We start from the raw sequence: 23,368 nt of genomic DNA on the forward strand, positions 1-23,368 counted from the left end.
GTATACATGATTGTTTTTGGGAAATATAAATTAAATAGTCCTCAGTATCTTGAGTCTTACAGGAAGATGTTGTTGCTTAGAAGATTCGAAGAAAAATGTGGGCAGTTTTATGGTATGGGTCTAATAGGTGGGTTTTGTCACTTATATATTGGACAAGAAGCAATAATTGCTGGTGTGGATTTAGTAAAACAGGCTGGTGATAGTACTATTACCAGTTACAGGGATCATGCTCATATTATTTCAGCAGGGACTGAAGCAAAATACGTATTAGCAGAGCTGATGGGTAAAGAGACTGGTTGCTCGAAAGGCAAGGGTGGTTCAATGCATCTGTTTGACGTAGAAAACAAATTTTACGGTGGACATGGTATTGTAGGGGCTCAAGTGCCTATAGGTACTGGTCTAGCTTTTGCTGAGAAATATCGAAATACTAATAATGTATGTTTTACTTTCTTGGGAGATGGGGCAGTTAATCAAGGTCAAGTATATGAAGCTTTTAATTTAGCGGCGTTATGGCACTTACCTGTAGTTTATATTATTGAAAATAATCAATATTCAATGGGTACTTCAGTAGCTCGTTCTACCTTTATGACTGACCTGTACAAGAAAGGGGAGTCATGTGGTATTACGGGATTTAGACTAAATGGTATGTCGTTAGAGTCAGTTTATGATTATGTTCGGCAGGCTGCGGAGTTTGTTAGAAATGATGGTGGACCAATAATATTAGAAATGGATGCTTATCGTTACAGAGGACATTCAATGTCTGATCCAGGTAAATACCGTAGTAAGGAAGAAGTGGAAAACTATAAAGAACAAGACCCATTATCACAAGTGAAAAATATAATTTTGGCTAAAAAATATGCTAGTGAAGAGCAGTTAAAAGAAATTGAGAAAGAGGTTAAAGAGGTCATTGCAGAAGCAGTTGAGTTCTCAGAAAGATCAGCCTTACCGGATGAAAAAGAGCTATATACGAATATTTACGTTGAATGAGTAGAAACATGTTACAAACGACGGTACGGGAAGCCTTACTCGCAGCAATGCAAGAAGAAATGTTAAGAGATGATAGTATCTTTATTATGGGAGAAGAAGTTGCTCAGTACCAAGGAGCGTATAAGATAACCCAAGGGTTATTAGAGCAGTTTGGTTCAAAAAGGGTAATTGATACGCCAATAACAGAACATGGTTTTACTGGCGTGGCTATTGGAGCGGCATTTGCTGGGCTTCGTCCCATTGTTGAATTCATGACATTTAATTTTGCCATGCAAGCAATGGATCAAATAGTTAACTCTGCAGCTAAAACTCATTATATGTCTGGTGGAACTATTAAATGTCCAATAGTATTTCGTGGACCAAATGGGGCAGCAAGTCGAGTCGCTGCCCAACATAGTCACAATTATACAGCTTGTTATAGTCATATTCCGGGGCTTAAGGTAGTAGCTCCCTATAGTGCAGAAGATCACAAAGGGCTTCTAATGACTGCTATTCGTGACGATAACCCGGTTATTTTCCTAGAAAATGAAATTCTCTATGGTCATAGTTTTGAAGTCCCAGAAATAATAGAACCAATTCCATTTGGTCAGGCTAAGAAACTTATTGAAGGTGATGATGTCACAATAGTAACATTTTCTTTGCAGGTTAAGTTGGCCTTAGATGCAGCAAATAGCTTGTATGATAGTGGTATTAACTGTGAGGTAATCGACCTAAGAACTATCAAGCCCTTAGATATAGAAACTATATTAGAGTCGGTTAAAAAAACTAATCGGTTGGTTGTTATAGAAGAAGGCTGGTTTTTTGCAGGTGTTGGTGCAACTATAGCTAGTATGGTAATGAACCAAGCATTTGATTATCTAGATGCTCCTATAGAGATTATCTCAGGTAAGGATGTTCCTCTACCATATGCTATTAATCTAGAGAAATTAGCACTGCCAACTATAGAAGATGTTATTAGTGCTGTGAAGAAAGTGTGTTATACTAGGTAAACTTCAAGAATTAAGGTCGTCAGTTTAACCACTACCGATGTTATTCCCGCGTAGGTATTACCCGCGTGGATTAAAAAGCCAACGTAAGTAATGGTACTTACAAGGTCAAAAACGATGTCATCCCTAGCTAAAAGCGGGAATCCAAAAAATAGTCTGTAAAGGCTATTAGATATTATGGATTCCTACCTACGCGGGAATGACATCTTTTTGCCATGTACGCACTATTTCTCACCGTATTGTTTCTGATTACAAAATAAATACCAACTATTGATTACGATTTTTAAATCTCCCTGCATATTTACCAAACTAAATTTAATAGTTTGGTGATGTATTTAGTAATATACTAATAATTTGGTCGATAAGATCAGAGTTAGCATTAATGTAATCTTCAGTTGACTTTAATAACGCAAGCAGATTGGCTTTAGAAGCATTATCCATAGCACTTGTCTTTTTATCAAGCTCAAATTGTAGGCGGCAGGAATTCCCATAAAATTCCCCTAATTCAGCATTATACAAACCTTGAGCTTTCATCATTCCGCTAATCAAATTAGCTTTTAGTACCCAACCAATAACCCCTGATTTACATAAATTTTTCGACTCTATGCCTAGTTTTGTCCATCCTGTACCAAGTGATATAAGTACGATATCTTTTTGAGTTAGTGTATCATCTAGCTCATAAGCTAAATTAACACCTGTCAACTCAGGATTACTGGCAAACATACCCCCATCTACTTGATAACTGCTGTTATTATACGCATTAGTTAGAAGCTTTGGTGCAAAGAATATAGGGGCAGCACTGCTAGCTACTGCAATATCACTTATCAGAAAATCATTATTAGGGTCTTTAAGTGCCTGCTTTCTAGTCCACACCTGTGGTAAATCAGTATCCAAATTATAGGAAGTAACAGCCGTAGGGTTTATTAGTTGGCTCATCCTAGTATTACCAAAAAGCCCTATTAATATCTTGTCATATTGACTCCGATCGTATTTTGGTCCCCAAAGACCAAAACCAGTATATATTTTTCTAAACATGGAAGCGTAAAAAATATCTTTAGACTTTTGCATATATAGATCTAAAATGTCAGAAGCTTTATATTTTGGCTGTCCTGATTCATTAGGTGTAGCGAGAGCTAACACCACAAGTCCACCTGTAGAAGTACCTACCATAAGGTCGAATAACTCACTGGCAGGTTTACCACTTCGATTTTCAAACTCTGCAACAATACGTGCTGGTATAATACCCTTAACCCCACCGCCATCTATTGATAGTATTCTAACAGCTTTCTTCTTATTTTTAAGAATAGATATATTTTTTGTTACTAAAGGACATAAGTTGGCAGAAATTAAAGGAGAGCCTTTTTTGCTATATTGTATCTGTTTTCTAGGAGTACAAGCAGTAAATACTACTAATATAAGTAAAAATACTATGACATTTTTCATAATAACCTAAAAATATTTAATTGATTTACCCCAATTTGTGATAAGAATTAGTTAATTCTTATCACAAATTAGCTTTAATATAAGGAAAAATGCATTCTTAAAGCGGCTAACGCGAATGCATTTTAAACCTTTCTAAAGCTAAAAACATGATTTTAAAAGATTAAAATCATGTTTTTAGCAAAATATTAATTTAACAATCAGATGCAGAGCCGTCTCAAATCTGATTGTTTCGATAATTTCACCGAATTTAGGATAAGAATTGACAAATTCTTATCCTAAATTCGCGTAGGTTATATTATTCTATATTTTTACTGCCCTGACCATCAAGGCCTTTAGTTCCATCCAGCTTTGCATTAACTAAAGATATTTTACTAACAAAGGCTTTAATGAAATTAACATTTGTTAAATCAGTATCATTAAAATTTGTATTATAAAGTTTGGCAGATTCTAATTTGCTACCGATAAGCGATGATTTACTAAAATCTGTGTTATTTAGATTTGCCATAGTTAAGTCAGTATTTTGTAATATACAACTCTGAAGCTTAGAATTAGATAAATCTACCCTTTTAAGAACAGAACCTGAAAAAATAGTTTGATTAAATACAAGATCTAGTAAATTTAAATCTTGTAAATTCATATTTGATAAGTCTTTTACCTGCTCTAAATCTTTTACAGAATATATAATATTTGCTGACTTAAGCTTATCAAAGTCTGGACTATTTAATACAATATTTCTATTAAAATCTGAATTAACAAAATTATCATCTTTATAGCTCACATTATTTAGTTGAGAATTTATAATTGATGAATTATCAAAGGTCACTTTTGACAAATCTGAATTTATGATAGCCATTTGATAAAGATGACTATCAACAAATTTGGTACTATTTAAAACAGTATTCTGCATAAGCACTTTAGTAAAATTCACCTTATTAAATTGAGTACTAGAGAAATTAGAGTTTATTAACTCACTATTAGTCAAATCAGAATTAATAACAGTTGCTTGTTTGACATAGCTATTATTCAGTAATATACCAGTAAGATTACTATTCTCAATATCGCTATTAACAATATTAATTTTATTTAACTTAAGCAAAATGCTACTGCAATTCTTTATTGATAGGTCCTTTATGCTAGTGTTATTAAAGTGAGTATTATCCATAATACTCTTTTGAATTTGCACTTGCTGCAATTGTGCATTATTAAAATTGGTATTTTCAAAATTACAACTTTCAATAATTGCATTGGTAAAATTCGCAGACTGAAAAGAAGAAAAAGAGAATAACGAGTTAGTAAGCTTTATATTTTTTAATTGAGCCTGATTAATAATACCATGAGTAAAATCTGAATTATTAATAATCGCTCCAGTAAAATCCACCCCTGTTAGATCTACAGATTCACAATAACAATCAGTGATACTAGCGTAATTAGCTAATATTTGCCGCAAATCTGTACCATAAAAAATAGAGTTTGATATAACTGCCTTTTTAAAACTACTTTTTCCTAAATTGCTTTTCTGAAAATTAGATTTACTTATAATACTATCATCAAATACAACTTTAATAAGATTGGCATTTTCAAAATTAACATTTTCTAAATTAGCTTTGATAAAATCAGTGTCCTCAAAATTTGATTGAATAAAATTATTATTTTCCAAATGGGCATTTTCAAATATAGATGCTTGAAAATCTGAGCCATAAGCTGATATATTTTTTAATCTAGTATTAGAGAGATCACTTTCTTGAATTACAGATTTCGTTAGAACTGCATTCTCAAAATTTGCTCCTGAGAAGTCCACACGTGATATTTCACAGAAACTTAAATCAACACTAGAAAGATCTTCATCTATCAGTTTAACACCTAATAATTTTAATCCCCTTAAATTTGAACCAAATTTACTTTTAATATTTACTCGTACCTTATTTTTATTCTGCTCTATTATATAATTCCTAATAACAAGACTTTGACTATTAGATAACAAACCATCTGCATCTCTCGGAGAATCCGAACATCCGGTAAGGAATAAAAGTAAAGCTAGAATAAAGAATTTTAGTTTAAAATACTCGCCAACAAAAGAGATGTTACTCTTGCTTCCTTTAACGTCATTCCCGCCGTAGCTCGAATGACACCGAGGCTGCTTAAAGATATTACAGAGCATTCTTTCTGTTTACACCTGTTATATAATGATATAAAGAAGAAAATATTAATATCTTCACTAAACCAGTTGGTATAAATACTATAAACCCACTATAAATAGCTTGTTTAATTCCTATAATTGTTGCCAACCAGCTAACTCCCAAAAAGTAAATTATAACGTGACCAATAAGACAGCTAAAAAACCCTGCTAAAAATCTCTTAGTAAATTTTTCAGACAACCTACTATTAAGTATACCCATAACAGGAGCTGCCAGTAACATTCCTATAAGATAACCTCCTGTTGTACCAAGAAGAAAATATAAACCACAGGATAATTTTGTAAACATTGGCAGCCCTACTATTCCGGCTGTAAGATAAGTTAAAACTGTAGCAAAACTCAGTTGCGGGCTATAAGTAAAAGCAATAATACTAACCACCACAGTTTGCATAGATACTGGTACTGGCTGGGTAGGAATAATAATCTGAGCTCCAGCAAAGAGAGCTATTACCCCCATCATCACTTTAATAACAACTACAGCATGCTTATTAGCTATAAAATTTGCTAGAGTTTTCTTATTCGTAACTGTCATAAATTTCCTCCTCGTTAAATTTATTATTAGGAATATGTAAATTGAGCAATTTCAATTTACGATGTAAAGCCGAACGTTCCATACCTACAAAGGATGAGGTCTTAGAAATATTATTATTAAACCTATACATTTGAGCAGCTAAATATTGCCTTTCAAAAATCTCTCTTGCCTCTCGAAGTGGCATGGTCATCATATCAACATTATCTTCCTGCTTTGCAGAACTAGCACTATTAACTAGAATTTCTGGTGGTATCATAGATGGTTTTATTACTTCATTATTATTTGAAGATAGTGGATTCATAATTAAAGTCCATTCTATCACATTGCGTAATTGCCTTATATTACTTGGCCAATTATAAACTTGCAGAGCTGCAATAGTTTCATCAGAAAATTCACGTGCTTTTAAACCAGAAAACTTAGCAAGTTGCTTAACAAAATATTTGACTAATACAGACATGTCATCTTTTCTATCATATAAAGATGGTACTTTTAAGGAAATAACATTTAGGCGATGATATAAATCTTCCAATAGTTCACCTTTACTTATTTCTTCTTGTATAACCTTAGAAGTTGCAGCAATAATCCTTATATCTAATTTTATTGCTTTGCTTCCCCCTACCTTATGAAACATTTGATCTTGCACAAATTTAAGCAATTTTACTTGTACCGAAACTGGCAAACCACTAATTTCATCTATGTATAAAGTACCATTATTTACTATTTCTAATATCGAAGGACGTATAACGCCTTGGTTCTCTATTCCTTCAAATAATTCTTGATGAATCCGGTCAGGATTCATGCATACTGGACTAAAGATTACGAAAGGAGCATTAGCCCTTTTTGATTTTTTATGAATTAACCGAGCAGCTAGTTCTTTACCACTACCAATTTTACCTTGAATCAATACTCTACTAGTAGCTAAAGCAGCTTTTTCAATATCAGACTTAAGCTTAGTTGTAATGTGAGAGTTACCTATAAGCTCAGTTTTATCAATAACCTTTGATTTCAGATCAAGATTTTCACGCTTTAACTTAGCTGCTTCACAGGCTCTTTTTAATAAAATTACTAACTTATCATGACTAAATGGCTTTTCTAGATAGTCATATGCACCCATTTTGATAGCGTTTACGGCAGTTTCAATAGTACCATGTCCACTAATAACTATCACAGGCATTAGTGGATAGCGTTTTTTTACTATTTCCAAAATCCCAAGCCCATCAAGTTCGCTACCCTGAAGCCAAATATCTAGGATAATTGCCGAGGGGGTTCTTTCTTGGAGTATTTTAAAAGTTTGAATACTATTAGCAGCAGTCTTGGTAGTAAATCCTTCTTCTTTTAAAATATCTGAGACTAAATCTCTAATATCTGCTTCATCATCAACAACAAGAACATCTATAGACATTGATTTTTCCTAAAACTAATTATTGAAATTATACGTTAATAGCTTACATAAAAGAAATCAACTAATTTTTATAACATTTTTACCACATAATCAAAATTATATATATTAAGTCCACACTAAGGCGATACTATTTCAGAACTTGTTTTATAAGAGGAACAGTAATAGCTCGATTATGAACTAATGCAAAATGCGTTATTACCCCTAATAATTTTATCATTTGATCAAATTGCCTCGGCAAATTAATTAATAAATATTCAATTACACAGTCAGATACCTTAAGCGATTGATCAGAAAAATACTTAAAGATTAACTTGGTCATTAATTCATCATCAGGCTGGTTTATTTCTAATCTTACAACAGCATTAATTCTTGAGGATAAATCCTGTAACACAAAATTACTAGCTAAACTTCCTGTAGTCATCAACAAATATTTACGACACTCACTTATTAAATTAAAACAATGGAGAACTTTCCTTTCATTCCAAAATTCTATATCTTCCATAATAAAAGCATTATACTGCATTATATCTTCTGCACTAAGTATATCTAAATCTTTTTTTATAAAAAATGCATTCGACAAATTTTGCCATATTTTACTAAGATATGTCTTACCAGAGGATGGTGGTCCGTAAATCAAAACTGTAAACTCATACGGTTTACTTCCCCAAGATACAGACCAGTTTTTGATTGAATTGTATGCAACTTGATTAGAAAGTGAATTAATAAAATTATCTAGAGCATATAGATCATTACTAAATAATGGTAATATATATTGTTGGGAGTTTGGCATAATTAATGTTTAAGTTTTATAAAACTTACTGGATTTATAAAAATCGATAGCGGCTAAAAACAAAACTTTTATTATACTAGCAATTGGCACAGCAAAAAATATACCAATAAAGCCAAATAGGTTACCCAGTGCTAGAACCGCAAATATTATCCAAAGAGGATGTAATCCTATCTTATCACCTATGATTTTCGGTGATAAAATATACCCCTCAACTATTAGACCAATCAAATAGATAATTATTATATAAAATAATTTATTGACCATACCAAAAGCAAAATAACTAATAATCATGGTAAGAGAAAAGGATATAAAAACTCCAACGAATGGTATAATTATTGAGAAACCAGATAAAATCCCTAATAATACCCCTAGATCTACGCCAAGAATCGATAAAGAGATTCCATAATAAACTGATAATAATAAACAAACATTTAGTTGTCCTCTTATATAAGCAGATAAGGAACAATTAATTGCTGATAATATTTCTTGAATTCTCTTTTTACCTTTTAAAGGTAGCAAGAGGTCTATATTCTTTGCCATTATTAGCCAATCCCGTAAAAAATAAAACAATATAAGCGGTATTAATAAAATTAACATAAATAAATTGATTGTTATCTTTGTCACATGCCAAATATTATTAGCAAGACCTGTGATAAGCAAAAATATGCCATTAACAAAATTACTAATAGAATCTTTTATCTTATCGGCAATATTTGGATCTATTGAGTAAACTTTTGCCGTAATAACCGGTATTAATTCAGTTTGTAAGTAATCTTTATAAGCAGGAATCTTACTAATAAGTAGAGTTGTTTGTTGATATATGATAGGCAACACTACCACAACCACTATAGTAAAAATACTGAAAAACAGCAAAGAAATTACCGAAACTATTATAGTTCTAGATAGTTTATATCGTAATGAGAAATTATCAATTATAGGATGTAATATATATGATATTACCCCAGCTATAAGAAATGGCGTCAATATATCAGAGATCAAAGTCAAAGTTACTATAACAGTTCCAATAACAATAACCCAAAAAATAACTTTATCCAAGATTATGCCTTTTCTTTATTCATGTTTTTTTCGACACTTGTACTATAGCAGGTCTAATTAACCTATCTTTTATCTTGTAGCCTGATTGCATAATACCTATAATACTATCTTGATCATATTCATCTGATACTACTTGTGAAATCGCATGATGTATATTGTAATCAAACTTTTCTCCTAATAATGGTTCTATTGATTCTAAACCGTGCTTTTTTAGTATGCTAGTCAACTCATTTTTAGTCATTTCTACCCCGGTAATAATACTAGCTAGATCACCTTCCGTATTTTGTGGTTTATGCTCCAAAGCTCTAGAAAGATTATCATTAACACTGAGCAGATCTTTAGCAAAAGAGAAAATTGCATAGTCTTTTGCTTCTTCAATTAATTTTTCTAAACGTTTCCTAGTATTGTCAGATTCAGCTATTGTCCTTAACAGTTTATCCTGTAAAATTTCAATTTGACTTTTCAAGCTAGCAATCTCTTGCAAACTATTTTGCAAAATCAGGGTATCTGTAGTATCTTCCTCTATTTCATTTACTAGCTGAGCATCATTATCAACTTTAATTTCTTGGTTATCATTATTCTTCTCCTGTTGTTTTTCCATATTTACAGCCTTTTTTCTTGCAAAAATCTATTTTCTTAACATATAGTGTAAATCTTTGTATTTTCAAGTCAATTTTAATTAAGTAATAATCCATGAGAGCTTTTAATAGAAAGAATAATCAATTACGCAATATTTCAATTGAACCATCAGTTCTACTTAATGCTTGTGGTTCGTGCCTTATTAAGTGTGGCAATACCCATGTAATATGTAGTGCAACCTATGAGGCAAGTTTACCGCCATTTTTACGTGGGCAAAATCAGGGCTGGATAACTGCCGAATATGGTATGTTACCAAATTCAACCCACCAGCGTATAAAGCGTGAATCGACGCAAGGAAAGCAGTCAGGTAGGACGCAAGAAATTCAAAGATTAATTGGTAGATCGATGCGTGCCGCAATTGATCTAAAAGCCTTAGGAGAAAAACAAATTATTATTGATTGTGATGTAATTAATGCCGATGGTGGAACTAGAACAGCGGCAATTACTGGTAGCTATATTGCACTTCATTTAGCGATTAGATCGTTAATTGCTAGAAAAATACTTAAAACTAATCCTTTAATTAGCCAAGTAGCCGCTATTTCATGCGGTATATATAAAGGGCAGCCCATAGTCGATCTTGATTATTTAGAGGATAGTAACGCGGAAGTAGATGCCAATTTTGTTTTCTCAGGCAATGGAAATATAATAGAAATTCAAAGCACAGCAGAAAAAAACCCCTTTTCCGAAGAGCAATTTTATGATATGCTAAAATTGGCGAGGTCTGCCGCCTCTGATCTATTCAAGTTACAAAACCAAATATTATTAAATAGCTCAATTTAATATTTTTACATGGAATGTTTATGACTATATTTACTGCATATTCAGAATTAAGTATTGAAGATTTAACAAGTCTTTTAGTTGATCGTGTTTTGGGTCTTGATATAGATCCAGCAGACAGTAAAGAAAAACTTATAGATAATATAATCAAAACACCTGAAGATTCTATAGATCCAAAGGGTAGCCTTGAAAAAGCTGGTGTAATAATAGATATAATGGAAAAAGTTGTATTGCAGCATGCGGGTGATTTTCTAAAAGGAGCTCATGTAATGGTTGAAGACAATGGAGATATGTATGATACCTTAAAAGATTTGGGATTAGTTAGAGAACGAATCTCTTCACATCATAGAGGTAACAAAGCTGAGTCAGATGCATCAGTACAAGCTGGAGAAATATTTAGGGAATTTCTAGTTGGAAAAACGAAAGACGGAAAAACATGGTTTCAATTAGAAGCTCATTCTATAGGGGGGCTTAGCAATTTTGTAAAACATATGATAGATTATGTGACTTATGTATTAACTGGCAAGAATGTTGGACAATACGGCCTTTCAGAACATGTAGACAGCAAACCTATTACACTTAATACTAAAGAAGTTAAGGAAAAAACACAAAAGAAAACTCCTACTGCAACTGCCAAATTTGTACAAAGAATAGAAGATACAAAGAAAACAACTCAACATCTTGGACGTTAATATCATCGTTCGTAGTTAATACTATAGTACCCTACATTTTTTGTATAACCTAGTGAAAAGTGAGGCGTAATACTGCATAAAGATTGCCACGTCGCTGCTGTTGCAGCTCCTCGCAATGACGATTGTGGTGTCTATAGGTGCATCGCGATGACGATTACACAAAAAATGTAGGGTACTATGTTTAGCCTTGCTTAGCTTTAAATCTTTTTATTTTCTTGTTTATTACAAGGATTTTACCTTTTCTTTTTACAACCTGACAATCTTTATCTCTTTTCTTTAAAGATTTTAACGAGCTTACAACTTTCATATAAAACTATCCTTGGTATTACTTGCAAAAACCTAAAAAGTGATAAATCAACCTTAAAACTTTCGCTAGCTTAAGTTTAAAAAAGTAATAATAATATTTTTTATCAATTCAGTCAACCTAAAAACTTCTTTAGGGTAATTTAAAAGTCGCATCCTAAAATTGTAAAAAACTCAAATAATTCTTGAGTAAGTATAAATTCAACATCACAAACGTCATTGCGAGCATAGCGAAGCAATCTAGAAAAATAATCTATAAACAAACCATGTTATGGATTGCTTCGTCGGCTTTAGGAAGCCTTCTCGCAATGACATCTGCAGTTGTGTTTACATGATTTTCAACCTTAAAGTGTGATTTTTAAACTGCCTTAGCATAGATGTAGAGAAATCTAGCTTGTATAAAAAAAATTATTACTATATTCTAACTTTTTTCCAATATTAATTTTATGTTAACTCCTTTAAAATTATTCGTTATTTGGTTGTTTGGTCTAACTAGCGGATTTACCTTAATGATTACATGTAATACCTTAAACTATTGGCTTGCCAAAGAAAATATTGACTTACAATCTATTGGTATGTTTGCTATTATCTCAATACCTTATTCTATCAGTTTTTTATGGGCTCCTATTTTTGATACGATACAGTTAGGTTGGTTAAGTAAACTACTTGGTCACAGATTATCTTGGATTTGTCTGATCCAGATTTTGTTGGCATTTGCTATTTTTCTTTTAAGTACCATGAATCCTCACCACAGTCTAATATTGTTTGCATTAGTAGGTTTGATAATATCATTTTTAAGTTCAGCTAAAGATAGTATACTAGGGGCTTTCAGAACCGAAATTATTGCAAAAGAATCTCAAGGAGCAGCTTCTGGAATTTATATTTTTGGTTGGCGTATCGGTATGCTAATTTCAAGTTCCGGAGCTATCTATCTATCAAGCTATTTAGGATGGAATAATATATATAAAATTTTTGCCATTTCTGTACTTGTTTGTTCTGCTATTTTAGTTGTGAGCATCTTGCGGTTAAAACACGACTTAGCCTCAAAAACTTATCCAAATCATAAAATAAATATTTCAAACTTTGTACAAAATATCTTAAGACCTGTAGGGTCTTTCTCCTTAGTCTTTTTAATAATAATTTTCCTTATTTTATATAGATTACCAGATGATTTTATTACTATGATGATGAACCCCTTCTTAATACATCTTGGTTATAACGAATTTGAAATAGCTAGTGCAGGGAAATTTTTTGGCATAATATCTACAATAATTGGCGGACTAATAGCCAGCTTAGTGATGAAAAAAAAGAATATCTTAGATAGCCTGCTGATATTTGGCGTAATTCATGCAATTGCACACACCTTATTAATTGTGCATGAGATTTATGGCAAGAATTTACCATTATTCTTTATTACCGCAGCCTGTGAAGGTATAACTTGTGGGATGGCTATGACAGCTTACATTGCTTTTATAGCTTCAATATGCACAGGCAAATTTCGTGCCACTCAATATTCATTTTTCTCTTCTATGATGGGATTTTCAAGATCGATTTTTCCAGCTCTTTCAGGATATATTGTCGTACAATTCGGATGGAAAAGCTTTTTTACATTTATTATTATAATCACAATTCCTTCTCTACTTCTGCTACTAAAAATCAGTTCATTACTAAAAGCAAAAATGAAGTATTAAATGTAACCATGAGTTCTATCACGTTGTTGGTGTCGGGATAATGTCTTTTGTGTTTTTGATACTACTGTTTCTGTTTCAGGTGGAGTGTTGTTCACATGACGTTTTAAGCTACTCTGAATCTGCGTTAATTCACCTATAGAGTCGCTTGCCTCAGGGAGAATAATAGCTTGTGACATATTGATATTATATTCTTTATTTTTTGCTACTTCTTGTACCATTGCTTCATATTGACATTTGGTTACAGGGATAGTGTAGATATTATTCCCTCTTTGTATATATCCTATAGCATCTTTACCATCCCCAGCAAACTTTAGTGATAATGGGTTGGTTATTTCCACTAGTTTTCCTTGCTCGTTATAGTGAGTAGTAAAATAAAGTGCTTTCGAGCTTGCAATATTTTCACCTTTCTCGTTTTGTACCGGAAACGAAAGATGGACAGTTGTATTAGATGGCTTGATTGTTAATGGTAGATTAATATTTCGATAATTACTAATCTCTCTCTCTGTTACGCCATCTTCTAACATTACTTTCGTAGAGGTCTTTATATTATTTTCTATTAATTTAAATAATTCTTCATCTTTGACTTTAATAACCCTTGACCTAGTAGAGGTTGTGTTTGTTACTGTTTCTTGTTCGTTCCAAGTTAAAGGTTCAAAATGATTAGCCTGCAGGACTTTAGCATAACTTTGTACTTCATCATGCATGGCTTGTGCTATATTTGCTTTTACACTAGGGGCAGCCCAAGCCTTTTTTATTAATTCGTTGTTATTTTCTACAAACTCTTTAAACTCCTGAGAATTAGTAGCAAGCCCTGCAGCTGCAACTCCTTTATCTGTCTTAATATTTGCTTCAGCAAGGACGTGTTGTAATATTGCCTGTTGTTTGGCAATAATTTCTTGTCTAAAGGCTAATGTTATAGAATCCACTTTGGAGGTTGAGGATTGAACATTAGTGGTTGTTGTTTTGCTAGTATGCATAACGTCTAGTGCTTTTCTAGAACTTTGCATAGATGGTTCAAGATCGCTTATTTTTTTGGTCAGTAGCTGTTTTTCTTCTTGTAATATTTTTGCTATTTCTTTAATTAATAATATTTCTCGGGCTTTATAGCCTAAAATATACTCTATTTTAGTTTCTTTTCTTAATTTTAATTTTTTGGTTTGGTTGATTATATTGTTAAAATAATCGGGATGTTCTTGGACTAATTCTCGTAATTTTGGTGTGTTAATTTTTCCTTTTGTTACTAAAAGACCCAATTTAATTTGCAATCCATACTCTTTTAATGATTGTTGTCTTTTTTGCATAGTTTCCTTAAAGGCATCTTTAATATCGGCAACCTTTATGTTTTCTAGGGGGATATTCTTAAATTTTTGACTCATTGCCATTTTTGCCCAATTTGCTAGTGCTTTGTCACTATAATATTTTGATAATTCTGCAAAACTGTCATCGATAGTCTTATTTAAATCGACTTGTGCAGTATCAAGTAAACCTTTTACAAATGAATCATTGTGACTTAATTTACTTGGGAATTCCCTAAAATGGTTAGTTGGGCCTAGTAATGGTAGATGTCTAGACCAAGAATATGGATGTATGTTATCCTCTAATTTGTCAAGACTTCCAGCAAAATCTATACGAACTAGTTTGGGAGGAATGGTAGAATCTTCTGGGTCTCTTATAACTCCTATGTTACCTGTATGAATATCAAAGTCACCTATTAATAAGCTAGTTGGAGCTATTTTATCAAAAGAACTATAATGAAGTTCTTCAAAAGCTTTGCTTAAAGTATTAGATAATAATTCTCTTGTCCCCATGAAAATCGGTCTTCCCCCATCTTTTCGAAGCCAACCACTTGGTTTAGTTTTTGTAGACATGTGTTCATCCATATCTACATACATGTCACCACTATAATTCTTAAAAAATTCAGACCGTACATATACCTCAGTGCCATCACTTTGAAGCCCTCCTTCCTGATGTACTTTTTCGGTAAGATGATCAGGCACAGTGAGAGAGACTTTAGCTCCATGATTTGGATTTGTTGCTTGAAAAATTTGCGAGCCCAAAAACTCTGATATATTTTTTCGAGAATCCCCTTCGCTTTTAATCATGGATAGAAGGTCATCGGAACTTTTGTATATTCCTCCTAATTCTCCACCATCATTAGCTCCAAGTGACTTCTTTGCCAAATATTTCCAACCGACAAATTGTGATATCAATGGTACTATTGCCATATTATCCTCTTGGATTTTTTTTACCGTTAGTTCGATATAAAAATATTTATTTTGATATCGAACTAATGGTTATATTGATTATACACTCAAATAATTTCAAGAAAGTTTAAAAAATTTCGTAATTCTTGTCGAGCAGCTACGTGAGATATACTAAGTGTTTTGCCATGATTAGCTGTTGTTAAGTCGAGTAATGTTAACCCTTGTAAAAATAATTCCCGAAAAATTACTCTTTCACTAAAGCCTGGGGCAATTTTAAAGCTAATTCTTTTTGCTAATTGTTCAAGAGAAGTAGCAACATTCCTTTTGTTTACTGCATCCAAGTTGCTTAATCTATTACGCATTACAATCCAATTAATTGTTTTGCCATTACGGTTAGCCTTCTGCATTTTTTGTTCCCAAACCATTTGGCTATAGATTGACGGAGTAATAATTGACAAATTGTTAGCATTAACTTTACCTAGTACATCAAAATCAAGGAAACTATCATTAATTGGCGTAATTATAGTATCAGCATAAGAGTGAGCTAGCCTTGATAAGAAAGAGTAGCTTCCTGGTGTATCGATTACTACATAATCTGCTTTTTTTGCCTGTTCAAATATTTGTTCAAACCTAGTTTTTTCGTCCTCTTCTTTAAGGTTAATGACTTGTTCTTGACTTTCAGTTAAATGAACATGCTGAGGAATAGCAACCGTTTTATCCGGATTTTTTAGATTATAGTCAGCCCTATTCTTTAAATAATTTGTTAAAGAACCCTGACGTGCATCAGTATCAATACTAGCTACCGTATGACCATTATAAAGTAAGGCAGTAATAAGATGCATGGAGCAGGTAGTTTTACCAGCTCCACCTTTTTCATTACCAACTACAAATATGCGATTTGGTTGATTATTTTTCATAACTGTCTTGGATAAATTGGTTAAGAAGCCTTACGCCGTAACCTACTGCTCCTTTAGGACCAAGAGGATTACCTGTTTTATTATAGGCAACACCAGCAATATCAAGATGAGCCCAAGCTACATTTTCCTTAATAAAATGTCCGATGAACTGAGCTGCTGTAGAGCTGCCAGCTGCTCCAGGGACGTTACCAATATTTGCAAGATCAGCAATGTCAGATTTAATCATTTCATCAAAATCTTTATGTAGAGGCATACGCCATAATTTCTCATTAACTTTATTACCAACCTCTATTAGTTTATTAGCTAGCTCATCATTATTGGAAAAACATCCACCGTAAGTTTTGCCAAGAGCTACAACAATAGCCCCGGTAAGGGTAGCAAGATCAATTACACATTGAGGTTTGAACTTTTCTTGAGTATACCAAATTGCATCAGCCAAGACTAACCTGCCTTCTGCATCAGTATTATCCACCACTACTGTTTGTTTGGACATAGTGGTTACCACATCTCCTGGTCTTTGAGCGTTACCTGAAGGCATGTTTTCTACAAGACCGACTACGCCAACAACGTTAACTTTTGCTGTGCGGCTAGCCAAAGCCATGATTGCTCCAACTACTGCTGCTGAGCCAGCCATATCATATTTCATGTCTCCCATATTTGCTGCTGGTTTAAGTGAAATACCACCACTATCAAAAGTAACTCCTTTACCAACAAAAGCTACGGGAGGCGTATCATCATCCAAACCATTATACTGCATTACTACCAGTTTAGATTCATTCTGTGAACCTTGTCCAACACCAAGCAAAGCCCCCATACCAAGGTTTTTCATTTCTCTTTCACCGATAATGGTAATTTCAACTCCTAATGGTTCAAGATGCTCTAATATCTTTTCCGAGTAAGATAAAGGAGTTTTGATATTGGCTGGTTCATTAACTATATCTCTAGCAAAAAATACCGCTTTGGCTAATAATCTCTTATCATTAAATAATTCTTCTGCCTTAGAGTTGTTGTTTGTAGAAATTTCAAGAGATTCTACGACGAATTTTTCTATTTCGCTTTGTTTAGTTTTGTATTTATCAAATTTATATGAAGTAAGCAAACAGCCGCTAGCTATAAGCATCGCCACAACAGCTGGCTCATATTGTCCAATATGATGAGAGATTTTTATACCAATAGTTCTAATTTTACAGCAAGTACTACTGGATAAAATTTTTCCCCCGATCTCCTCAATACAAGAGGGCTTTAGTTTTGTTTCATCACCAATACCAACTATAATTAAATATCTTATCTCTCCATCCTTACCGATAGAATTAACAATTTTAATTTGTCCAAATTTTCCAGCAAATACTAATTTATTCTGAATAGTTTTAGAAATTAAACCATGATGTTGTTGGTCAAGTAGCAATAACTCATTGTCTAATTTCAGTTGTTCGTTAATAAAAACTACAGTTGCTTGATTATTTGATAATTCTTTACTTATAAAGTTAATGTTATTGAGCATAAATTCCTATTTTTGAGAGGCTAATTTTATATATTCTTTTTGTAAGCGTAATAATCTGAATAATGGAAGTATATAAAAAACCCACTAATTAATAAAGTAATTCTTTAAGTCTTTAAATATTATATTCTAAAATTATCTTCCACTAAGTAGAAAAGTGATTAATTTCAATTATTTTTTTGTGCTAGAGTATATAGAAATAAATATTATAATTTATTTCTAGTTAATAAATTAATGTATAAGTTGCAACGTATTTTTATCAATAAACCCCGCAACTGTTGAAAGTTAAAAAATCGTCATCGTGCATAGGAGTCATTGCGAGGAGCTGTGCAAAGCACAGCGACGCGGCAATCTAGAATACGCGAAGCGTTACTCTAAAAAACAGCTTCGCTGTTTACCTAGATCGCTACGGCGTCTGTCGACGCCTCGCGATGACGGTTTAGGGCTTACAAAGCTCATCGCGATGACGATTTTAACTTTCGACAGTTGTGGTTGATGACACCTATGCTATTAAACCGATGTCTTACATCAAACTAATGAGGTTAATTAGTTTTTTTTAAATTAGTATTTAATTTTGTCTGAATATAATTTTACCTATAACCCTTAAGCTAAAAATTTCTTTCTTGCTTTTCTACTTGGAAATAGTGTTTTCAGGAAAATAGTGTTATCATCTTCTTTTATATAAGGTACAGCATATATTTCAGTTAGTATCCTTACATATAGAATTTGCTGATCAGGATATTGTTCTTGATTATGATGTTTAGTTATATCTAATAGATTCCCATCTGCTATAGCTTGAATTATTTCTTCAAAACCTATTCCCCTTTCAAGCAACAATTTTGAATTCTTTTCATAATTATATCTGAATTTAATCAACTTAAACTACCTAATAACTACAATTTTGTGGCTTCTTTATGAATTAACATATTAATATATGTTTGATATGCTAACCCAAGTTTTGAAGCCTTAATTTTTATAGCTTCAATATCCTGCTCAGCTACTCTTATAGTAATAGGATACTTTCTCTTTAGGTGTGTTTTAGCTGCATTTTGAAATAGTTTAATATCATTTTGATTTTTAATACTGGGTTGTTTTTCAAAATTAATCTCTATCTCCTGCTCATATTTATCTAATTTGTAGCTCATAGTTTCATATATTTTATTTAATATAATAATAAATAGTACATACTATGTCAATACATTATACGCGAATTCGATAAGCGAACAATAGTGTACTGCTCGTAAATGAAGAGTTGGTAGACGATAGTATACTTCAAGAAGAGCTAGGCAGTAGCAAAGTCGAGCTGCTAGGCGTACATGAGTAACGGAGCAGCTTCGATCTTTGGTCGCGGGAACGCCAATTCTTGAAGTTCTACCTGAGTATGCATAGTAAGTGGGCTAGGCAATTTTCTTATACTCAAAGTATATTTTTCTTACCGAGTGAATCCATATAATACAAACAATGGTAAATACCACCATTAAAAATGGTGATATAGAGCTAAAAGTGGCTGTTGGTATTAATGTGAAAATAATTGACTGTATTAAACCGCTCGAAGATTTACCAACCTTCGAGCTAATGACGTCTACAGCTGCCTTACCTTTTGTCTTTAGCTCTTGGTCAAGAGGAATATATAACATTTCTCTTGAGGTATCCCAAATTGAATATTTACTACCTTTCACTAGAATGTTTTGTAAAGCACCAATTGACACCGCAAGAGCTAAGGGTGTCATGAGAATGCTACTATCAAATATCGATAATACTTGGTGGTCAAATACGATTAAGATAAAAAACAATATACCAGTAATCATCATGACAATTGGTGGAATTACTGCAGCAACAAACCAGCCATGGCTACGCATTATATTATTGCCTATTATAGTCATTACCATAATAGCAACTCCAGTCCAAAGAATGTAAAGACTATTGAATTCTGCATAACTATTAACAGTGGGATATAATTCCTTAATTTTTGCTTTCCATACTGCTTCTACCAAATTCATTGATAAACCAAAGGCAGCAGAGCAAATTAGCATTAACCATAAATATTTTGATCTTGTTATATATTTAAAACTTTCAATTAAACCCATTCCTTCTTTAGTGGATCTACCACTTTTAGCATTTGCATAAAATGTTGGATTTGTAAAAACATTTTTAGTAATAAATTTTACAAGTAAACATGATATAACAGCAGAAACTACCACGAGACTTGTTGATATTTTTATAAGTGTAGTTTTGTTGTCCGATACGGTTAAGAAATATTTAGCAATACTGTTCTCAGATGATAAGTTCATCATCAAAAAGCCCACAAATATTAAAGAAGAATTGCCAAATAATGAAAAAAGCGTGTAAAACCTTTTTGCTTCTTCTGTTGTAGTAAGTTCATTAGCAAACTGCCAAAAAAGTAAAACATAAAAGATATTTGGCCAAAGTTCAGATAATGTATAGAAAACCATATAACTCCAATTACCAATTAAAGCTATATACCATTTAAGATGAGGATAAGCCCCCATAACTTGTTCTAGCGAATGTGGATTAATATGGAAAATATCGACATTTGGATAAATAATGAAAGCAAAAAGAATGAAGAATCCAACAAAGAAAGTGATTAAATAGCAAAAAATCTTTTCAAAACTAAAATGATTAAGCATCTTAGCATAGATTATAACGAATAAAGTTGCTGCAGGTGTTACACAATAAACTTTAGTAAAACTTACTACTTCAGCACTAATCTCTGAAATTAAAATACTATCTTTTAAAATTCTTAATATGTTTTGATTGAATAGGACACAAAACATCAGACCGCACATAGGTATGAATTTTCCAAGTTCATGATTATGGATAGGCCAAAATATAGTTCTGAATTTGCTTTTAAATAAGTTTGACTGTATACTAGTCATAATAAGGATTCCCTAAGACAAAAAAAAAACTTGAGGACATGTTCAAGAATTTCTCTATAATGGCTTAAGGCTATTATGAAAACCAAAGAAAGTTAGGAACTTATATATTATTAGCCTCCCTATGTCAAGATATTTAATATTGGTCTTTAAATTGGTTCTTCCTAGTAATTATTAGTGTATAAAAAAATATGTTGGACAATGACAAATATCAAAAATATTTTGATCAATATAGTGATTATTCATCAAAATATTTATTGGGTAATAAGTATTGTTCCTTGGGTAAAAAAATAACTAAAACAAAATATTATCAAATTTTATATTATAAAACACTGGCATCGCAAGATTGCATTATTAGTAATAAAAGAATATTTTTAGTTATTCCTTCGATCTTTAACTCCCCGGAAATTCTTTTCTTAGCTAAATCAAAAAGCTTTGTTGGTAACTTAAGACATTGTGGTGAGGTGTTTCTAGTTGATTGGTTTGAAGTTGATGAAGCTGATTATTTGTTAGAAGACTACGTAAAGAGGGTAGTTGAAATTATTAGCAATTTAAGACAAAAAAATTATCAAATAGACTTAGTGGGACACTGCATCGGTGGTATTATAGGAATGGCAGCCACTATAATAGTACCAAACATGATAAGAACATTAACATTACTTTCAACCCCTTGGGATTTCTCCCATTTTGCTACAGCAAGGAATATATACCAATATCTTGGTCTAGATTATTATGTACGAAATTTGCCAATGATTCCCAAACTACATATTCAGATTCTTTTTTTCCTATTAATGCCAAATTATTTCAGTACAAAACTTGATAAATTTTTTACCATAACTGTACCAAAAATAAGAGATTTATCTTTTAGAGTAGAAAATTGGTTGATGTCTGGAACTGCTTTGTCTAGAAATACATATATACAAATTATGGATGATGTAGTAGGCAATAATATGCTTGCAAAACTTCAATGGAAAGTCAATAATATCATCATTGATCCGACATTAATAAATAAACCAGTATATCAAATAATTGCAAGTAATGACAAAATAGTACCAAAATCATCTATGTTATCCTTACACAAATTATTTAGAGAATCTATGATCTTCGAAGTACCAAGTGGTCATATTAGCTATTTGATTAATAATAATTTAGATACCTTATTTAAGGAGTATATTCGATGAGTAAAAAGACAGTTTATATAACTCATGCAAACAGAACAGCAGTAGGATCTCTGCTAGGAAGCCTAGGATCAATCCCGGCAACCAAACTTGCAGCTATCATTATAGAATCAATTTTAAAAGATAGTAAACTAGATCCAGCTATTATTAATGAAGTAATAATGGGACAGGTAATCACTGGTGGCGTAGGACAAAATCCTGCTAGGCAAGCTCTAATCCAAGCTGGATTACCTAAAGAAGTTACAGGTTTCACAGTTAATAAAGTATGTGGATCAGGGTTAAAAACGGTATGTTTAGCAGCAAGTAGCATTATTGCAGGTGATAATGAGATTGTGATAGCTGGCGGGCAAGAAAATATGTCTTTGGGTTTACATGGATCGTATATTCGTGCTGGCCATAAGTTAGGTAGCACACAAATGGTAGATTTGATGCAGTATGACGGTTTGACCGATGTATTTTCTAATAATTTAATGGGAATTACCGCTGAAAATATATCTAAAAGATTTAATATTACTAGAGAAATGCAAGATGAGTTTGCACTAAAATCACACCAAAAAGCACGTGAAGCACAAGCAGAAGGTCGTTTTAAAGACGAGATCTTACCAGTAGAAGTTAAGATGCAAAAAGCGACATTAGTGTTTGATCAAGATGAGGGAATTAGAGCTGATATTAAATTAGAAGTTCTAGCTAAACTACGTCCAGCTTTTGACAAAGAAGGTACTGTAACAGCTGGTAATGCTTCTTCTATTAATGATGGTGCAGCTTGTTTAATGGTAGTATCTGAAGAAGCATTAAAGAGATATAATCTAAAACCTCTTGTGAGAATTGTATCATATGCTGAAGTAGGGGTAGATCCAAATATTATGGGAACAGGTCCAATACCAGCATCGAAGAAGGCTTTGGATAAAGCTGGTTGGAAAGTAGAAGATTTGGACATAATAGAAGCTAATGAAGCTTTTGCCGCTCAAGCTATTTATGTAAATCAACAGATGAATTGGGATATTAATAAAGTCAATATGAACGGAGGGGCTATTGCTCTTGGTCATCCAATAGGAGCAAGTGGGGCAAGAATCTTGGTAACATTAATTAATCAAATGCAAAAAATTAACGCGAAAAAAGGGCTAGCAACACTTTGTATAGGTGGAGGGATGGGGATAGCTATGTGTATTGAAAAGGTAAATTAAT

General features: G+C 32.5%; 21 protein-coding genes. 7 read left to right on the top strand and 14 right to left on the bottom strand.

The genetic code is table 11. From position 1 onward, the window contains the following. Nucleotides 1-6: 6 nt before the first annotated feature. Nucleotides 7-987 (top strand): pyruvate dehydrogenase (acetyl-transferring) E1 component subunit alpha, encoded by a 981-nt coding sequence (pdhA, locus tag ACQH1W_RS01255; protein ID WP_341762444.1) that lies wholly within the window; start codon nt 7-9, stop codon nt 985-987. A gap of 8 nt (nt 988-995) precedes the next feature. Continuing rightward, on the top strand, nt 996-1,976 hold the full coding sequence (locus ACQH1W_RS01260; protein WP_425361082.1) for a pyruvate dehydrogenase complex E1 component subunit beta: 981 nt from the start codon (nt 996-998) through the stop codon (nt 1,974-1,976). A 312-nt stretch (nt 1,977-2,288) separates the two neighbouring features. Here ACQH1W_RS01260 and ACQH1W_RS01265 read toward each other — a convergent pair whose 3' ends face one another. From ACQH1W_RS01265 to grpE, 7 genes are all read right to left on the bottom strand, one after another. Then, entirely contained in the window at nt 2,289-3,416 is a 1,128-nt protein-coding gene (locus tag ACQH1W_RS01265) for a patatin-like phospholipase family protein (protein ID WP_375332448.1), read from the bottom strand. A 295-nt stretch (nt 3,417-3,711) separates the two neighbouring features. Beyond that, nucleotides 3,712-5,574: a pentapeptide repeat-containing protein gene (locus ACQH1W_RS01270; RefSeq protein WP_375332447.1), complete on the bottom strand. Its 1,863-nt coding sequence runs from the start codon at nt 5,572-5,574 to the stop codon at nt 3,712-3,714. Beyond that, nucleotides 5,564-6,142: a biotin transporter BioY gene (locus ACQH1W_RS01275; RefSeq protein ID WP_375332446.1), complete on the bottom strand. Its 579-nt coding sequence runs from the start codon at nt 6,140-6,142 to the stop codon at nt 5,564-5,566. Before ACQH1W_RS01275 ends, ACQH1W_RS01270 begins: the two co-directional genes overlap by 11 nt. Then, nucleotides 6,126-7,544 (bottom strand): sigma-54-dependent transcriptional regulator, encoded by a 1,419-nt coding sequence (locus ACQH1W_RS01280; RefSeq protein WP_341761336.1) that lies wholly within the window; start codon nt 7,542-7,544, stop codon nt 6,126-6,128. The genes ACQH1W_RS01275 and ACQH1W_RS01280 overlap by 17 nt, the downstream gene beginning before the upstream one ends. 127 nt (nt 7,545-7,671) lie before the next feature. Next, nucleotides 7,672-8,334, bottom strand: coding sequence for an HdaA/DnaA family protein (locus ACQH1W_RS01285; protein WP_375332445.1), 663 nt, complete (start codon nt 8,332-8,334; stop codon nt 7,672-7,674). Nucleotides 8,335-8,343: 9 nt separating this feature from the next. Further along, complete coding sequence (locus ACQH1W_RS01290) at nt 8,344-9,390, bottom strand: AI-2E family transporter (RefSeq protein ID WP_375332444.1); 1,047 nt, start codon at nt 9,388-9,390, stop codon at nt 8,344-8,346. 19 nt (nt 9,391-9,409) lie between these two features. Continuing rightward, complete coding sequence (gene grpE / locus ACQH1W_RS01295) at nt 9,410-9,991, bottom strand: nucleotide exchange factor GrpE (protein ID WP_341762438.1); 582 nt, start codon at nt 9,989-9,991, stop codon at nt 9,410-9,412. Between the two features lie 92 nt (nt 9,992-10,083). On the opposite strand from grpE, the gene rph reads away from it, so the two are divergent. Both rph and ACQH1W_RS01305 read left to right on the top strand, forming a co-directional pair. Then, nucleotides 10,084-10,809: a ribonuclease PH gene (rph, locus tag ACQH1W_RS01300; protein WP_375332443.1), complete on the top strand. Its 726-nt coding sequence runs from the start codon at nt 10,084-10,086 to the stop codon at nt 10,807-10,809. A 20-nt stretch (nt 10,810-10,829) separates the two neighbouring features. After that, entirely contained in the window at nt 10,830-11,498 is a 669-nt protein-coding gene (locus ACQH1W_RS01305; RefSeq protein ID WP_341762436.1) for a hypothetical protein, read from the top strand. Between the two features lie 181 nt (nt 11,499-11,679). Here the strand turns inward: ACQH1W_RS01305 and ykgO are convergent, their stop codons facing one another. Then, the gene (ykgO, locus tag ACQH1W_RS01310; RefSeq protein ID WP_094648811.1) at nt 11,680-11,805 is read right to left on the bottom strand and encodes a type B 50S ribosomal protein L36; all 126 of its coding nucleotides are present in this window, start codon (nt 11,803-11,805) and stop codon (nt 11,680-11,682) included. Nucleotides 11,806-12,247: 442 nt separating this feature from the next. Here ykgO and ACQH1W_RS01315 point away from each other — a divergent pair, with 442 nt between their 5' ends. Continuing rightward, nucleotides 12,248-13,492 (top strand): AmpG family muropeptide MFS transporter, encoded by a 1,245-nt coding sequence (locus tag ACQH1W_RS01315; protein ID WP_341762435.1) that lies wholly within the window; start codon nt 12,248-12,250, stop codon nt 13,490-13,492. Here the strand turns inward: ACQH1W_RS01315 and ACQH1W_RS01320 are convergent. From ACQH1W_RS01320 to ACQH1W_RS01345, 6 genes are all read right to left on the bottom strand, one after another. Continuing rightward, complete coding sequence (locus tag ACQH1W_RS01320; RefSeq protein ID WP_375332442.1) at nt 13,489-15,717, bottom strand: Sca4 family protein; 2,229 nt, start codon at nt 15,715-15,717, stop codon at nt 13,489-13,491. The two genes, ACQH1W_RS01315 and ACQH1W_RS01320, sit on opposite strands and share 4 nt — an antisense overlap. Nucleotides 15,718-15,803: 86 nt before the next feature. Beyond that, on the bottom strand, nt 15,804-16,613 hold the full coding sequence (locus tag ACQH1W_RS01325; RefSeq protein ID WP_375332441.1) for a division plane positioning ATPase MipZ: 810 nt from the start codon (nt 16,611-16,613) through the stop codon (nt 15,804-15,806). After that, the gene (locus tag ACQH1W_RS01330) at nt 16,603-18,114 is read right to left on the bottom strand and encodes a leucyl aminopeptidase (protein WP_375332440.1); all 1,512 of its coding nucleotides are present in this window, start codon (nt 18,112-18,114) and stop codon (nt 16,603-16,605) included. Before ACQH1W_RS01330 ends, ACQH1W_RS01325 begins: the two co-directional genes overlap by 11 nt. Before the next feature lie 600 nt (nt 18,115-18,714). After that, nucleotides 18,715-18,987, bottom strand: a complete 273-nt coding sequence (locus ACQH1W_RS01335) for a hypothetical protein (RefSeq protein ID WP_341760805.1) — start codon at nt 18,985-18,987, stop codon at nt 18,715-18,717. A 17-nt stretch (nt 18,988-19,004) separates the two neighbouring features. Further along, complete coding sequence (locus tag ACQH1W_RS01340) at nt 19,005-19,256, bottom strand: CopG family antitoxin (protein WP_341760806.1); 252 nt, start codon at nt 19,254-19,256, stop codon at nt 19,005-19,007. Nucleotides 19,257-19,508: 252 nt separating this feature from the next. Continuing rightward, on the bottom strand, nt 19,509-21,008 hold the full coding sequence (locus tag ACQH1W_RS01345; RefSeq protein WP_425361083.1) for an Npt1/Npt2 family nucleotide transporter: 1,500 nt from the start codon (nt 21,006-21,008) through the stop codon (nt 19,509-19,511). A gap of 188 nt (nt 21,009-21,196) precedes the next feature. Between ACQH1W_RS01345 and ACQH1W_RS01350 the strand changes: the two genes are divergently transcribed. Further along, entirely contained in the window at nt 21,197-22,186 is a 990-nt protein-coding gene (locus ACQH1W_RS01350) for an alpha/beta fold hydrolase (protein WP_375332438.1), read from the top strand. After that, nucleotides 22,183-23,367, top strand: coding sequence for an acetyl-CoA C-acetyltransferase (locus ACQH1W_RS01355; RefSeq protein ID WP_425361084.1), 1,185 nt, complete (start codon nt 22,183-22,185; stop codon nt 23,365-23,367). Before ACQH1W_RS01350 ends, ACQH1W_RS01355 begins: the two co-directional genes overlap by 4 nt. Nucleotide 23,368: the final 1 nt, after the last annotated feature.

Source organism: Candidatus Tisiphia endosymbiont of Stenodema calcarata, from assembly GCF_964030695.1.
GTDB lineage: Bacteria > Pseudomonadota > Alphaproteobacteria > Rickettsiales > Rickettsiaceae > Tisiphia.